We start from the raw sequence: 14,929 nt of genomic DNA on the forward strand, positions 1-14,929 counted from the left end.
GTGCCCATACATTCCTTTCGGCAATCCATATTGCTGCCATTGTCATTTTTTACCTTTAATGAGTCCTGACCCTAGAGACTGGTACAGCGGTACACCTGCACGCAGACAGGTCAATTTTTCCCTTCCAGCTTCTTTTTCAGACGCTGGACAGCAGCCTTGGACTTTCCCATTTCCTCGGCGCAGTCGCGGATGCTGTAGCCCTCGGCCAGCAGGCGTTTCAGTTCGGCCAGTTCCACGTCCTCAAGCTCTCTGATGCGCCAGTGCAGCGCGTTGCCTTCGGTGATCAAATTGGCCTCAAAGGGGCGGGCGTCATCGCCCACAATCCCCCGTGCCTTGGTCAGATGGACTTCAAAGCGTGCGCCTTCGGCCATGCTGTACTCTCTGGGCCTGCGCAGACTGATGACCGTATCCATGATATCTTCTCTGGCGCTGGTGCCGCGCTGATCGCCGGATTTTCCGGCATGATGGATAAGCAGGACAGCCATGCCCCGGCGACGCAGTTCCAGCAGCCATGCCTGCATGGTCTGCCATGACTGGGCTTCGTTTTCCTTGCCGGTACGGCACAAGGTGGCAATATTGTCCAGCACGACCATATCCACGCCTTTCAGGAATGGTTCCAGCATGACCTGCCCCTGCGCGGTGGAGAGATCCGGCATGGGACAGGGCTGCAAGTCCGGTGTGATAAGCGCCATATTTTTCAGCGTATGCGGCGGGACGGACATACCGCTGACAAGCGCGGCAAGGCGATGCTGCATGGCTGTGGCGGGCATTTCTCCGTCCACATACAGCGTTCGTTTGGGCATGGGCGCGCGCCAGTTGAACACCGCGCCGCCGGAAGCCACGGCAACGGCGACGCTCAAGGCGGCAAACGTCTTGCCGATGCCGCGCGGAGCATACAGAATGCCTATCCCTTGAACCGGAAGAATGGGGGATAAAAGATACCCCCGTTCAGGTATGGACATGGAAAGAAACTCGCCCATATCCAGCGATACCAGCGACGGAGGCTTGTCCGGCAGAGCGTTTTCCAGCTGCCAGCGCACGCTTTGCAGTCCCTCTGTCAGATGCAGATCGTTGAAGTCCTTGCCGCTGCCTGCGGTAAAGTGCGGCACAACAAGATGGGCCTGTGCAGCCTGCGCGGCCTCCTGTCCCTTGTCGCGGCCCGTTTCGTCATTGTCGCGCAGATCAGAATCTGCGCGTCCGGGAACTGTTTTCGCACGGCAGCCGCCACAACAGGCAGATTTACGGCCGAAAACGTCACATAGACCGTCCATGCACAGGCAAGGTGAATGCTGGCCCCGGTGGCGTAGCCCTCACAAAGTGCCAGCGGTTTTTCTGCCTTGCCGGGAATAACGAATTGCCCGCCCTGAACCTTGCCGCCCGTAAGAAAGCGTTTTGTGCCGTCCGGTGCGATATATTGCAGACTCTGCACCCTGCCGGAACTGTCCCTGACTGGAATGAGAAGCATCCCTTTTCTGTCCTGACGCATATCCGCAAGCGCGGGAATACCTTTGCGGCTCAGGTAGGCGTGCCGCTCTGAACAGGGAAAGGATGCCTGTAAACGCTTGTGTGCCTGCTGCGCCGCCTCTGCATGACGCCTGGCGCATTCTTCGTCACGCTGTTTCCGCATGGCCTGCTGCAGCCTGTGCCATGCCGACAACTCAACAGGAGAAAGTGCCCGTTCGCCTTCCGCGTGGAACGTCCCCTGATCGCCTGTTTCCCAGTTGCACCACCAGAGAGTCGCGGGCCTGTCCTGATGGGCAATATATGCGCCGTTGCGTTTGTACGGCTTGTTCCGTGTCGGACAGCGATACAGATTCCCGTCCGCAAGAATATCCTCCGGCAGAAGGTCATGCTGCGCGAGAATTTCCCGGAAGGTCTCCAGAAGGCTACTCATGGTCTTCCTGCTCCCGTCCCGCGTTTTCTATGAACGCTCTGATGTCTTCCGCCCGCCAGACAGTGGTACGAGGGCCGAGCTTTACAGGCTTGGGATAGCGCCCGGTACGGCAGCCCTGCCACCAGGCGCTTTTACTGATGGGGACAAGGGCCAGGACCTGAGGGAGACGAAGAAATCCAGCAGAGGGAATATTTGTCGCCATAGTAACAACTCCGTATAAAGAAGAGGATTACGGAGCATATAGCATAAAATAAATATCATGTGCAGAGCAGATATTTTGTAACCACGATACATACAGCGGCATTCAGCAGCATTTCTGGGTGTACAATAATGGCATGTATTTTTCTTTGAAGAAGAAAAGCAAATTTTGTAATATGTTAAAATATAACAATATATCAGTGTGAGCACAGAGGGGGATGTCAGCGGCCAAAAGGTTACAAAAAAAGCACAGTCTTTACGAACGGCATTTATTTTTGGCTGCTCGTAAAAACTGTGCAATTAGAGTGTATTAGCAACGGATTATTTTGCCCTGTTTCTGGAAAAAAGCTCTCTGTGCATGTTTGGACGCCGTCCCCCCTCAGGTAGTTTTATCAGAGAGCGTTCTTTTCTGTGGCTGTTAAGCCTGCTCGGATTTGCCCGTGCGGAGTCTGTCGAGATAGTCGGCCCACTCCTGCATCATCCTTCGGCGCTCCGGCAGGTACTCCGCATAATTGTATGCCGCACGAACCTCATTTCGTTCGCCATGCGCAAGCTGCCGCTCAATCCAGTCCCGATTGTAGCCCAGTTCGTTGAGCAGCGTCGATGCGATGGAGCGAAAGCCGTGGACACTCATTTCGTCTTTTTGATAGCCCATGCGGCGCAGGGCATTGAGCATGGTGGCGTCAGACAGGGGACGCGCTTCCGTGCGCACGGAAGGAAACAGATACTTGCCCGTGCCGGTCCAGGGCTGCAATTCCCGCAGAATGGCCACAGATTGTGCAGACAGCGGCACAATATGCGGACGCCGCATTTTCATGCGCTCGGCCGGAATGCGCCATTCCGCAGCCTCAAGATCAAACTCGTCCCACTGTGCGGCCCGTAATTCCGTGGGGCGGGTAAAGACCAGCGGGGCCAGCTTCAAGGCGCAGACCAGCGGGAAATAGCCATCATAGGCATCTATGTCCCGGAGCAGCTGACCGACCTTTTCCGGCGTCAGCACAGCGGCACGATGCGTTACCCGGCGAGGGCGCAGGGCTCCCCGAAGATCGGCGGCGATGTTGTGCCGCGCTCGCCCTGTAATGACGGCATAGCTGAAAACCTGATTGATGATTTGCAGGACGCGCCGGGATGTTTCGTAACAGCGTTTCATTTCCAGCGGCCTGAGCACGGCCATGATATCCTGCACTTCCAGCCGGGCGATGGGCGTCGTGCCGATAAACGGGAAAATGTAGTTGCGAAGACGGTACATGACCGTTCCCTGATGCTTTGCAGAGAATGCTGCCATGCGTGTGGCGTGCCATTCGCGGGCAATGTTCTGAAAACTGTCCCGTTCGGCAATTCTTCGGGCTTCCTGCTGCTGTCGCTTGTGTGCGGATGGATCGATACCCTTCGCCAGAAGGCGTCGGGCTTCATCGCGGCGCTCTCTGGCATCCTTGAGAGATACGGCAGGATAGGCCCCGAAACTGAGGAGCCTGCTTTTGCCCTCAAAGCGGTAGGCCATGCGCCAGAGCTTGCTGCCGCTGGGAGGAATGAAGAGGAAAAGACCGCCGCCGTCGGAATATTTGTGAGGCTTGTCTGCGGGCTTCAAACTGCGGATACGAACGTCGGTAAGAGGCATGGGGTACTCCCTGGCTTATGCTGGATGTTTCGATACCTCTCAGGACAAAAAATACAGCAATACAACCTTGTTATCCGTGAGGGTATCACGCTTTTGCATAGCATGGATCTACCCTCGGATATACCCCTGCAAGAATTGGATGCAACCGGACAAACGTGGACGACGGAAAACGCTGTTGACACAAAAAAAGAAAGGATACCAATGTGTTTTGCACATCGATATCCTTTATTGTACCCAATTTTGGCGTCCCCAAGGGGATTTGAACCCCTGTCGACGGCGTGAAAGGGCGAATCTGCCACCGGAGGAGTCCGTATCCCACCGAAATAACAGGACTGCACCGGGAAGTTTCCGAACAAACCGTTTCCAAACCGTTACCGAAAACAGGGGCGGAGCCAGTCAGAAATGACGGCTCCGCCCCTGCTGAATCAGGAAAAATCCGGGGAAGGCGGTGAGCAGACAGCTGCCTTCCCGACGCATTGCATGGGCAATGCTCAGGCGGGCGGTGTCAGGTCAGCAGTGTTGCGCGAGCGAGTGAGAAAAAGGATGAATATCTATAAGAATGTCAAACTTACGCCCAGAGGTCGAGAGGAAATGGTTCGGCGACTGGACAGCATGCCCTCCGCTGCCGTCGCCTCAGGATTTAGCATAACTCTGCGTACTGCCCAAAAATGGAAGAGTCGCTACCGTCAGGGCGGCGTCGAGGCGCTTGTGGACAAAAGTTCCCGTCCCCTGCGCTGTCGGAGCAAGCTGACGGAAAAGACCAACGAAGAGATTTTCTTTCTGCGGCGGAGGCGTTTGACTGAGGATGAGATAGCGGCTGGCTGGGACTTGATCGGAGCTCTGTCTTTCGCGCCTTGCGTAAACTTGGCTGCTCACGTCTTGCTTCTCTGGAGGCCAAGCCTCCAGTGCGGCGTTATCAGTGGGAAAAGCCCGGACAAATGCTGTATCTGGATATCAAGTGTCTGGGCTGGATTGACGGTGTGGTACACTGAAATGCGGAAACTCGGCAAGTTTACCGCTGTCGTCCCGGCTGGGAATATCTGCATGTCTGCATTGATGACGCTCCGCGGGTGGCCTGTACGGCTACCTACCCGGACAAGACGGCGGAATCGGCTGCGGAATTACCCTGGAGTGCTGTTGCCTGGTATACGGCGCAGGGCATGAAGGTCGAGCGGGTCTTGACGGATAATGGAGCCTACTGCAAATCCCGAAAATTTCGTGAAGATGCCGTGAGGCTGGTAACCGGCACGAAAGACCCCAGTCATACCGGCCACAAACCAACGGCAAGGCCGAGCGATTTATCCAGACGGTCTTAAAAGAGTGGGCATACGCGCAAACGTATGCCCACTCATGGAAAAGGACAGCCTATTTGTCGAAATGGACGCATCATTACAATTTTGTGCGTCCCCATTCGGCTCTTGGCAGAAAACCTCCAGCTTTATATCCGAGCAGAGGGTGAACAACGTGTTGACATTCTACATCTAGAGCAACGCTTCGCGTTTTACACCATAAGGCCTGACATTTGCGGAAAATGTGCGGCTTTCCGCTTAATTAAGACAGGGTAGTGCTGTGCCTCCGCCTCGTATTTTATCTTTCTCAAAGATAGAATGCTTTAGCGAACGAGGGAATCTCCTCTCACTTCCACGGAATGTCCCGCCCCACCATCGAAAAGTACCGTAAATTCCCCTTGGGGCTTTTCAAGCGTGACTTCGCTGTTCGCGTCCAGCCGCGCCTCTTGCAGGGTCACGCCATCGGCATCCCGCACGATGATCCTGATACCGGTGGCCGAGGAGCCATCCGAGTATCCCCCCTGGCAGGTAAAGGTGCCGTCGGCATTGTCAAAGCAGTTCAGCAGAGCGCTGTGTGCCAGCGCTGCGCTGCCAGCCCCCAGCCAGCTTCCAAGCGTGATGCAGATGGCCAGGAATGTTCTCATGTGTGACCTCCGTAGTTATTGACATAGAATTTCATTTTCATATAGTTTTTTTCCAAAATGAGCAAGGAGGAAACCGGATGCAACATCCTGTTCTGGTGGAGAACCTCCGCCATGCCTACGGCAGGCACAAGGTCTATGACGATCTGTCGCTCCGCTTCGAGAGGGGGAAGGTCTATGGTCTGCTGGGCAAGAACGGCGTCGGCAAAACGACGCTCATCAAGATCATCATGGGCTTTTTGAAGCCGCTGGGAGGCAGCTGCCGCGTTTTCGGCGACCCGGCACATGCCTTGCGCCCCGCCACACGCGAGCGCGTCGGTCTGCTGTTCGAACGACACCTTACCTATGATTTTTTCACCATCCGGCAGGTCGAGTGGTTCATGTCTTCTTTTTATCCGCGCTGGAAGAGCGAGCGCTTCTGGGCGCTGGCGGACGTGCTGGGCCTGCCGCCCTCGCACCGCATAGCCCACATGAGCGAAGGGCAGCGCTCGCAGATAGTCCTAGGGCTCATGCTGGCGCAGGATCCGGAACTACTCATCCTCGACGACTATTCGCTGGGCCTGGATGCGGGCTACAGGCGACTGTTCGTGGACTACCTTGCGGAATACCTGCGCGACGGGCAGCATACGGTCATCCTGACCTCGCATGTCATCCAGGATATGGACCGCTTTGTAGACGAGGCCATTTTTCTCCGGCGCGGAGGCGGGAGCCTGACCATGCCGCTGAAGGACTTTCAGCACCGGTTTGCCGGCTGGAGGCTCGACAGGGCATCCGTGAACGGCGAGACCCTGCCTCTGCTCGAAAGGATGGCGTCGGGGCACCTCCCTCCGGGGGCCTGCCTTGTCAATGCCGAGTCACATGCTGACCGCTTCGAATTCTTCGCCTTTGCCTCGCTCCACGAGGTGGAAGGCACTCTGCGGCAGGCGGGCATCCCCTTGCCGGAAGGGGCACTCGTGCCCCTTCCTCTGAACCTTGAAGACGCCTTTGTGGGCTATACGGGAAGGAGATAAACATGCCGCACGTCGTATGCAGCATCTTTTACAAGGAATTTTTCAAGACGCGGCTGGGCATGGTGCTCCTGCTGGGCGGCAATGCCCTGTTCATGGGCTGGCTCTGGCTGGATATCCGCCGCCTTTTCCTGCTGGATCATCCAGAGATCGTCTGGTATCGGGTCATGGATCTGGGGCAGATTCCCTACATGCCGCTCACCTTTCTGCCCGCGATCTGCGGCTGCATCTTCTGCTGCTTCCAGTTCCTGCCGGAAATGCGGGATGAGCGCCTGCGCATCTCCCTTCATCTTCCGTGCGCCATGCCGGTGCTCATCCTCTCCCATCTCCTGTACGGCCTGACCTTCCTTAGCCTGCTGTTCGCGCTGAATGCACTTGCCCTGATCCTGATCAGCCATGCGTACTTCCCCCCTGATGCGGTGCGTCTGGCCCTGCAAACCACCGCACCCTGGTTCCTGGCCGGCCTGTATGCCTATCTGTGCATGACCTGCTGCCTGCTGGAACCCCGCCCGCGGGCGCGGCTCCTCGGTCTGCTGCTGGGCGGCGGCCTGTGCGCCCCCCTGCTCATCAGGACGGCACCGGGCAGCCTTGCCCCTTGCCTTCCCGCTTTTCTGTTGCTCATGCCGCTGCTTGTCATCGGGCTGCTTCTGCCCGCTCTGCACTACCGCCACCGGAGGACGGAATGAATCGCACACTGCCCATGTGCTGCTTGACCATCCTGAGCATCCTGGTCCTTGCCTGGGTCCTGCCGCTGCTCTACGACACGGCACTGCTCAAATCCCTTGACAGGACGCACTACTTTTACAGTCCCGTCCTGAAAAAATTCATCTACACAGAGCAGACGCACGCCAGCGATCCGCAGGCGGCGCAAAAGGCCGACGGGCATCATGCCGACATCGTCTACAAGGATGAGGACGGAAACTACCATGACCGGCTGGCCTTCGAGGCGGCGCTGCCCTTCATCTACTTCCGCAACATGGAGATGCGCGGTCTGCTGCCCCTCCAGCTCGACGGCAATACGCTGCAACGTGCGGACATAGAGCGCGCCCGTCGCGTCCTTGAACTGCCCGCACGTCACCTTGACGGCAAGCGCCCTCCCCGTGGATATCTGCCGCTCATCGAAGCGCGCCCCGGACAGGTGGCTCTGCTGTATCCGGCGGATCGCTTTTGCCTGACCGAAAAGGAGATGCGCTTTCTCAATGCCGATACCATGCGTATCGACCCGGAGCTGACCCGCCGTTTCACCGCCGCCCTGCGCGAAGCGGGATTCAGCTTTCCCGCCCGGCATGTCGGAGGAAACTTCACGACCTTCAAGCCGCATGAGGGCGGCATCTATCTTGTCGATCAGCGGAACGCTCTCTTTCACCTCCTGCGGCGGAACAACCGGCCGCAGGTACGCCGCGTGATGCTGCCGCAGGGCGTTGCACCACGCCATGTCCTTGTATCCGAAAGCAGGGAACGCATCTGGGGTGGTATGATGCTGGACTGGCAAAACCGGATCTGGCTCATGCGGGAAGGAAAAGAGGAGAGCGTACCGCAGCTGCTGCCCCTCTCCCTCCCGCACTATGACCCGGAAACGATGGACTGCAAACTGATTTTCGATCCGCTGTATCTGACGGCCATCGTTTCCGATGAATCCAGACTGTACGCCTCGGTCTATGCGTTGCCGCAGGGGGACGACATGCCGGCAACCCTTCTCCCCCTGCGCACGGCCATGCACCACATGTCGCGGGACAAGCGCATCTGGACGCACCATGTGGGCGAGACGCTGTTTCCCTTCCGCGTGGTTTTCAGCCGTGAGGACAGCGCTCTGCGCACGCCGGAGATACTCCCCAGCCCCGGCTGGCTTTCAGGGGCCTTCCCGCTCTGCCTGCTGCTTGGAGCAGGCTACGCCGCGCGTCTGTACAGACGGCGGGAACTGACGGGGGGCCGCTGGCTGGAAACGGGGCTTGTGGCCGCGGCGGGCATCTACGCGCTCATCCCCCTGCTGTTGCTGGACGAGCGAAGCTGAGGCCACACAGCTTATTCCGTTCGCTCTCACAAACGGCCAGTCTGCGCGGCGGACTGGCCGTTTTTTGGGGTACATACAGCTTGGGCGGGACTCTGGCCGCACGACAAGTCCGCAGGCCGCACCGCATGCCAGCTGTGCGGACTCCAGAAATGACGGAAAGCGAACGGCGGCCTGTGCGTACGCGGCAAGCCGGCCTTCACCGGCCGTCAGCGCAGCATGGATAAAGGAGGTCGAACAGCGCCCCCGCCGCATCCTCTTGATGCCGTATGGCTCAGAAAGCGAAAATGCGAATGACCGCCCCTCCTGAAGGAACGGTCATTCGTGCCGATGGCATTGCGGGGCACGGACCACCCGTGCCCCTTGGACATGAGTGCTGTGCTCTTGCGAGCTATTTCATGTCGACGGCCTGCACCCAGATCACAGCATCCTGGGACAGTTCCTTGCCGTCATGCTTTTTGTCGGGGCCGACGCCCAGGGCTGCAAAGCCCCACCATCCCGCCTTGGGAAGGCCGAAGGTGAAGACGCCGTTGGCATCCGTCATGATGGCTTGCGTCACCATGACGCCATTGGGATAATTGACGGACGACTTGGGTGACAGGGCATTTTTTTTGAGGTCCGGGGCGTGGCTCATGTACTCGACCTCAACCTCGGCGCCTGCCACGGGCTTGCCGTTGGAGAGAACCTGCCCCTGAAAGACGTTGCCCGTCCACAAGCCATAGGGCTTGGCAAGGGGAACGATTTCGCACGGGAGCCCGGCAGGCATATTCCAGTTGCCGGGGATGCCGCCCACATTCACCAACAGTTTGGTGATCTGCTGCATGTAGACGTCCTCTTCCTTTTCATAATAGTAGCCGGGCACCATGACGAACATGTAATCGCCCATGCTGCGCAACTCCTTGCGCGGGATCAGTGCGGAAAAGGCCGGAGCGCTGGAGTCGGGGTTCTTCCACGTCACTTCCTTGAGCAGCGATTTGAAATCAATTTTTTTGGCTTCGCCGTCACCGCGCTGATGCAGGGCATAAAATTCCTTCACTCCCCCCATGTCCATCATGTGTCCAGCCTCGGCAGGATGCGTGAACACGATGCGGAAATCCAGATCCGCGGCTTTTTCCAGGGCCGTTTCCGGCGTATAGGTCATCATGAAATGAGCGTGGGCGGGGGCGGCCAGCAGCATGGCCCCGGCAAGTCCGAGAGCGGCAAGAGACAACTTCTTCATGGGAATCCTCACTTGTTCTGATTGAAATAAGTTTGCCTACTGAACGATTTTTTTGCCGTCGACTTCAATGGAATGTCCTTCACCTCCATCGAACATGACTTTGTAGTCTCCGGCGGGCTTTTTGAAAGAGACCTCGCTGTTGCTGTCCAGCTTGAGTTCTTCGATGATCCTCCCCTTGGCGTCCTTGACCTTGATGCTCACGCCGGAAGCGGACGAACCATCGGAATAACCGCCCTGGCAGGAAATGGTTCCGTCCCCATTGTCGAAGCAGTCGAAAATGGCGCTGTGGGCATATGCTCCCCCCGGAAGGGCAACGGATGCGATAAGGGCCAGACCGGCAAAAATCTTGAACATACTTTTCTCCTTTTACTGTGGTTGGGTTGGGGAAACTTCCTTGTACACGCGGATGTGGGGCTCATCCGCCATATCCCTTTCGGGAATGATTGCCAGCACCAGCAGCAGGCAAAGGCACAGCCCGTAATAGGCCCACATGGCCTCGAAGCCGCTGAGCCCGAGCCATGTGCCGCCAGAGAAGACCAGTGTGGCGACCATGAGGCCAACGCTCATCTGGAAAAGAATGGAGAAGATCATCCAACGAGTGGAAAAGGTCTGGGTTTTGACCATGATGGCGGCGGGCACGCAAGGGGGATAGAGCGACATGAACAGCATGAGAGCCAGCGCATGCAAAGGGGTAAAGCCGCTGACCGACGCCATGCCCTCACCGATACTCACACCGTCAAGGCCGTAGATGGCTCCAAGCGTGGCGGCGCTGTTTTCCTTGGCGGCCAGAGCGGAAAGCAGTGCTACATTGATGCGCCAAGTGAATCCGGCGCCGGCCGTGACGCCTTCCAGGGCCTTTCCGGCTCGACCGAGGAAGCTGTCCTCGAATCGCTCCTGCCGCATTTCACGGCGCAGCGTCTTGCGTTTGCCGTCAATCTTTCGCAAGGCTCCGGCAAGGGCCTTTCCATCCTTGCCCTGCCGCAGGGCAATGGCGGCGTAGACAGAATTTTCCTTGAGGGCGCGGGTATTGACGGCATTGGCTTCATCCTGCGAAAGCCCTCTCTTTTCCTCCCTGAGCGCCTCCTGATAAAGCAGCAGGGGGACAATGTCGTCGGATGAGAGTTGTCCGGCGAAGGAAGTCTTTTCGACAGCGGCCATAAACTGCTGCTCAAGCGCCTTCCGTTGTTGCTCGTAATGGGCCAGCCGTTCGTCGGAAAGATTCGGAAAACTGATCAGGACAAAGATGATCACTGCCACAGCCACCACAACAGAGCCGATTTTTCGCAAGAACATCCAGATGCGGTCAAACGTCTGGCGGGCCACCCCGTAAACTGAAGGCATGTGGTAGATGGGCAGTTCGATGATGAAGGGCGCCGGCTTGCGGCCACGAAGCAGGGTCAGGGAAAGTATCTTGGCGACGATCAGCCCCATGAGCAGCGTTACCGTACCAATGAAGAACATGGCCCAGCCGGCGTGATCGCTGAAAAAAGCTCCCACGAGCAACAGATAGAGCGGAACCTTGGCAAGGCAGTTCATCATGGGAACGATCATGATGGTGGCCATGCGGGCACGCTCATCAGGGATGGCACGCGTGGCGATGACGCCAGGTATGGCGCAGCCGCCCACATATACCCCGCCAAGGATGAGCGGCAGCGTGGATTGTCCGTGCAGGCCGAAGCGATGGAACACTCTGTCCAGAATGAACGCGATGCGCGCCATGTAGCCGGAATCTTCCAGTATGGCCACCAGGGCGAACATGATGACGAATATGGGAAGATAGTTGAGCACCGCTGTGATGCTCTTGACGATCCAGTTCCCCAGAGATGTCAGCAATGGGTCTTCCAGAAAGCCCTGCTGCGGCAGGATAGCGGCGGCCAGCGTTTCGAGCCTGCCCCAGATGGGCCATGCCTGCGCCGCCAGATAGTTGCCCAGCGTGACCGACGCCTGATAGAAGATGAAGAGGATGCCCACAAGGATGATCGGGCCAAGTACCTTGTGGCAGACGACGGCGTCCACCCTTTCCGTCACGGAACGGACGAACTCCTCCCGCCGCGTGCAGGCCGCCGCTATCTCGCGGGCACGCGCAAGCCGGGCATTGGCGATATGGCGCACCATGTCCTCGTCATGCCCGCGCTGCCAGCTCTCCCGCTGCTCTTCGATGAAACGGGCCATCTCCTTGCCGCCTTCCAGCCCGGCAAGAATCTCCCCGGCAAGGGCATCCCCTTCCAGCAGCTTGATGGCAAGCCAGCGGATGGGATAGCCGCGCCCCCCATCCTCTGGAAGCTTCTTGGCGATGGTCCCGATGACTGCTTCCAGCTCGCCGTACTGGACGAAGTCCCCCTTTCCAGGCACGCCCTTCCCGCCGGTTATGGCATCATACAGCTCCCTCCTGCCGATTCCGCGGCTTGCCTGCGTCCGGATGACCGGCACCCCCAGCGTCTGGGACAGTGCCTCCACATCCACATGGATGCCGCGCTTTTCGGCCACATCCGTCATATTCAGGGCCGCCATGAGAGGACGCTGCATCTCCAGCAGCTGCAAGCAGAGATAGAGGCTCTTTTCCAGCGTAGACGCATCCAGTACGGCGACAATCAAATCCGGATTTTCGTCGAGAATGAACTGCCGTGCGGCCATTTCTTCCGGTGACCAGGACGCAAGGCTGTAGGTACCGGGCAGATCCACCAGCTCCACACGAGTTTCTCCGCACACGAAACTTCCCGACTTTTTTTCCACGGTAACGCCGGGGTAGTTGGCCACATGCTGCCGTGCCCCGGTGAGCATGTTGAAAATGGTCGATTTTCCGCAGTTGGGCTGTCCGGCAAGCGCGGTCAGAAGCGTAGCCATTGCATGTTCCTCATTCATTGACAGGCATGGAAAAAGTCAGCTCGACAAAGCGGGCCTCATTCCTTCTCAATGCCACATGATACGTGCCGATCTGGACATGAATCGGGTCTTGAAGCGGCGCACGCCGTACAAAGAGGATATCGGTCCCCGGGCAAAATCCCATGTCGTTGAGACGCTGCCCCAGCATGCCACCGGCCGTCACGCGCGATACGCGACACCGGGAAGTCTTCCGTACGTCATTGAGCGTCATCACACTCCTCCGTCACTTTTTTGAAGTGGTATTGAATTTGAAATTCATTGTCAATAAATTGAAAAAAAATTGTCGCTCTGTCGCAAAAAAAGAATCACGAGCCCAGGAGAGCATGCCTCTCGCAGGAGGAGTGCGTACCTATGACTAATATTATGATTAAATAACAATTAGTTATGTTTTCGTCAGTCCATGTTGCCAATTGCATGGGGAATGGGGGTATGCCACAAACGCATCACGACTGATAGAAAAAATCTATTTTCACAATCGTAGGGAGTATGGCATAAGGCAGCTGGAAATGAAATTAACTTCCAAATTCCACAAAGGATATGCAATGAAAACAAGTCGTTTCTGGAAAGAAGCTCTCGTTGCAACCGTTCTGACGGGCAGCCTCTGCGTAGGCGGTGTCGCTCTGGCGGCCGAGCAAAAATCCGACACGCTCAACTTCGTCAACTACCGCGATGTGCGTGATCTCAACCCCCATCTCTACGCCGGCGAGATGTACGCACAGGAAATGCTGTATGAGACCCTCGTGGACATCACGGCGGACGGCTACAAGCCCTGCCTGGCCGAAAGCTGGGACATCTCGCCGGACGGCAAGGTTTATACCTTCCATATCCGCAAGGGCGTTACCTTTACCGACGGCACGCCCTGCGATGCCTACGCCATCAAGGCCAACTTCGACGCCATCCTGGAAAACCGCGCCCGCCACACCTGGCTGGAAATGATGCACCTGCTGGAAAAGGTGGACGCGCCTGATGCCCATACCTTCCGCATCTTCATGAAGGCACCGTACTGGCCCATGCTCACCGAGCTGGGCGTCACTCGTCCCTTTGCCATGATCTCCCCGGCGGCCATGAAGGACGGCTCCACCAAGGACGGCGTCAAGGCCTACATCGGCACCGGCCCCTACAAGCTGACCAAGGTGGTCACGGACGAATACGCCGTTTTTGAGGCCAACGAAAATTACTGGGGCGAACAGCCGAAGATCAAGCGTATCGTGGTCAAGGTCATTCCCGACAACCAGACCCGCATCCTGGCTCTGGAAAAGGGAGAGATCGACCTCATCTGGGGCAAGAACATGCTGGATGCCGACGCCCTGAACAAGTACCGCGACAACAAGGACTTCGGAATCGCCATGTCCACGCCCACCTCCACCCGGCATATCGTGCTCAACGGGCAGAATCCCGTGCTGGCGGATATCGCCGTGCGCAAGGCGCTGCAACATGCCACCAACCGGGTCGCCATCGCCAAGGGGGTATTCCACAATACCGAACTGCCCGCCGATACGTTGTATGCCCGCAGCGTTCCGTACTGCGACATAGACCTTCCCCCCTATGAGTATGACATGGAGAAGGCCGCGCGGATCCTGGACGAGGCCGGCTGGAAGCCCGGCAGCGACGGTGTGCGCGAAAAGGACGGCAAGCGCATGGAGCTGGGCCTGCTTTACAACAGCAACAGCGTAACGGAAAAGACCATCGCCGAATATCTCCAGCACGAATACGGCAAGCTGGGCATCCGCGTCAGCCTGCGCGGCGAGGAGGAGCAGTCCTACCGGGACAACATGAAGAACGGCCTCTTTGACATGATCTTCAACATCTGCTGGGGCATGCCCTATGACCCGCAATCTTCCATGGCCGCCATGCGCCAGCGGGTCTACGGAGACTATGCCGCCCAGCTTGCCCTGCCGGACAAGAAGGAGATCGACGCGGCCATCACCGAGATCATGTCCTCCACCGATCCGGCCCGCCGTCAGGAGCTGTTCACTTTTGCCCTGACCCATCTGCATGAGGACGCCATCTACATCCCCCTGACCTACGAAACCAACAAGGCGCTGTTCTCCTCCCGCCTCAAGGGGGTGGGCTTTACCCAGACCCAGTATGAAGTGCCCTTCGTGAAAATGTCCTTCGAGGCGGCAAAGCCCTAACCCTTACCCCAACCCTGCGCGGCGTTCGGACTTCTCC

General features: G+C 57.7%; 15 protein-coding genes. 6 read left to right on the forward strand and 9 right to left on the reverse strand.

Annotated features, from left to right (window positions below; all coding sequences use genetic code 11):
* Nucleotides 1-110: 110 nt before the first annotated feature.
* From Q0K12_RS09045 to Q0K12_RS09060, 4 genes are all read right to left on the reverse strand, one after another.
* Nucleotides 111-1,109 (reverse strand): AAA family ATPase, encoded by a 999-nt coding sequence (locus tag Q0K12_RS09045; RefSeq protein ID WP_297262164.1) that lies wholly within the window; start codon nucleotides 1,107-1,109, stop codon nucleotides 111-113.
* Nucleotides 1,058-1,894: a hypothetical protein gene (locus Q0K12_RS09050; protein WP_297262166.1), complete on the reverse strand. Its 837-nt coding sequence runs from the start codon at nucleotides 1,892-1,894 to the stop codon at nucleotides 1,058-1,060. Before Q0K12_RS09050 ends, Q0K12_RS09045 begins: the two co-directional genes overlap by 52 nt.
* Complete coding sequence (locus Q0K12_RS09055) at nucleotides 1,887-2,096, reverse strand: AlpA family phage regulatory protein (protein WP_297262168.1); 210 nt, start codon at nucleotides 2,094-2,096, stop codon at nucleotides 1,887-1,889. Before Q0K12_RS09055 ends, Q0K12_RS09050 begins: the two co-directional genes overlap by 8 nt.
* Nucleotides 2,097-2,510: 414 nt before the next feature.
* Complete coding sequence (locus tag Q0K12_RS09060) at nucleotides 2,511-3,710, reverse strand: integrase arm-type DNA-binding domain-containing protein (protein WP_297262170.1); 1,200 nt, start codon at nucleotides 3,708-3,710, stop codon at nucleotides 2,511-2,513.
* A 591-nt stretch (nucleotides 3,711-4,301) separates the two neighbouring features.
* Between Q0K12_RS09060 and Q0K12_RS12455 the strand changes: the two genes are divergently transcribed.
* Both Q0K12_RS12455 and Q0K12_RS12460 read left to right on the forward strand, forming a co-directional pair.
* On the forward strand, nucleotides 4,302-4,874 hold the full coding sequence (locus Q0K12_RS12455; RefSeq protein WP_363315621.1) for a leucine zipper domain-containing protein: 573 nt from the start codon (nucleotides 4,302-4,304) through the stop codon (nucleotides 4,872-4,874).
* A gap of 136 nt (nucleotides 4,875-5,010) precedes the next feature.
* The gene (locus Q0K12_RS12460) at nucleotides 5,011-5,169 is read left to right on the forward strand and encodes an integrase core domain-containing protein (protein ID WP_363315622.1); all 159 of its coding nucleotides are present in this window, start codon (nucleotides 5,011-5,013) and stop codon (nucleotides 5,167-5,169) included.
* 153 nt (nucleotides 5,170-5,322) lie between these two features.
* Here Q0K12_RS12460 and Q0K12_RS09065 read toward each other — a convergent pair whose 3' ends face one another.
* A complete protein-coding gene (locus tag Q0K12_RS09065; RefSeq protein WP_297262172.1) occupies nucleotides 5,323-5,643 on the reverse strand; it encodes a hypothetical protein in 321 nt (106 codons plus the stop codon).
* Nucleotides 5,644-5,720: 77 nt separating this feature from the next.
* Here Q0K12_RS09065 and Q0K12_RS09070 point away from each other — a divergent pair, with 77 nt between their 5' ends.
* Genes Q0K12_RS09070 through Q0K12_RS09080 form a run of 3 tightly spaced genes read left to right on the forward strand, consistent with a single transcriptional unit; the run spans nucleotide 5,721 to nucleotide 8,658 of the window.
* On the forward strand, nucleotides 5,721-6,650 hold the full coding sequence (locus Q0K12_RS09070) for an ABC transporter ATP-binding protein (protein ID WP_297262174.1): 930 nt from the start codon (nucleotides 5,721-5,723) through the stop codon (nucleotides 6,648-6,650).
* Nucleotides 6,651-6,652: 2 nt separating this feature from the next.
* Nucleotides 6,653-7,333 (forward strand): hypothetical protein, encoded by a 681-nt coding sequence (locus Q0K12_RS09075; protein ID WP_297262175.1) that lies wholly within the window; start codon nucleotides 6,653-6,655, stop codon nucleotides 7,331-7,333.
* Nucleotides 7,330-8,658 (forward strand): DUF4857 domain-containing protein, encoded by a 1,329-nt coding sequence (locus Q0K12_RS09080; protein ID WP_297262177.1) that lies wholly within the window; start codon nucleotides 7,330-7,332, stop codon nucleotides 8,656-8,658. Before Q0K12_RS09075 ends, Q0K12_RS09080 begins: the two co-directional genes overlap by 4 nt.
* A 388-nt stretch (nucleotides 8,659-9,046) precedes the next feature.
* On the opposite strand, the gene Q0K12_RS09085 is transcribed toward Q0K12_RS09080, so the two are convergent.
* From Q0K12_RS09085 to Q0K12_RS09100, 4 genes are read right to left on the reverse strand one after another with little or no spacing between them, the layout of a single operon-like run.
* Entirely contained in the window at nucleotides 9,047-9,874 is an 828-nt protein-coding gene (locus Q0K12_RS09085; RefSeq protein ID WP_297262180.1) for a DUF4198 domain-containing protein, read from the reverse strand.
* Between the two features lie 36 nt (nucleotides 9,875-9,910).
* Entirely contained in the window at nucleotides 9,911-10,228 is a 318-nt protein-coding gene (locus Q0K12_RS09090; protein WP_297262181.1) for a hypothetical protein, read from the reverse strand.
* A 12-nt stretch (nucleotides 10,229-10,240) separates the two neighbouring features.
* Entirely contained in the window at nucleotides 10,241-12,718 is a 2,478-nt protein-coding gene (feoB, locus tag Q0K12_RS09095; protein WP_297262183.1) for a ferrous iron transport protein B, read from the reverse strand.
* 10 nt (nucleotides 12,719-12,728) lie between these two features.
* Nucleotides 12,729-12,968, reverse strand: a complete 240-nt coding sequence (locus Q0K12_RS09100; RefSeq protein WP_297262186.1) for a ferrous iron transport protein A — start codon at nucleotides 12,966-12,968, stop codon at nucleotides 12,729-12,731.
* A gap of 331 nt (nucleotides 12,969-13,299) precedes the next feature.
* On the opposite strand from Q0K12_RS09100, the gene nikA reads away from it, so the two are divergent.
* Nucleotides 13,300-14,892 carry a nickel ABC transporter substrate-binding protein gene (gene nikA, locus Q0K12_RS09105; RefSeq protein WP_297262188.1) on the forward strand — a complete coding sequence of 531 codons (1,593 nt, stop codon included), beginning with the start codon at nucleotides 13,300-13,302 and terminating at the stop codon, nucleotides 14,890-14,892.
* Nucleotides 14,893-14,929 lie beyond the last annotated feature (37 nt).

Source organism: uncultured Desulfovibrio sp., from assembly GCF_944324525.1.
In the GTDB taxonomy this organism is placed as follows: domain Bacteria; phylum Desulfobacterota; class Desulfovibrionia; order Desulfovibrionales; family Desulfovibrionaceae; genus Desulfovibrio.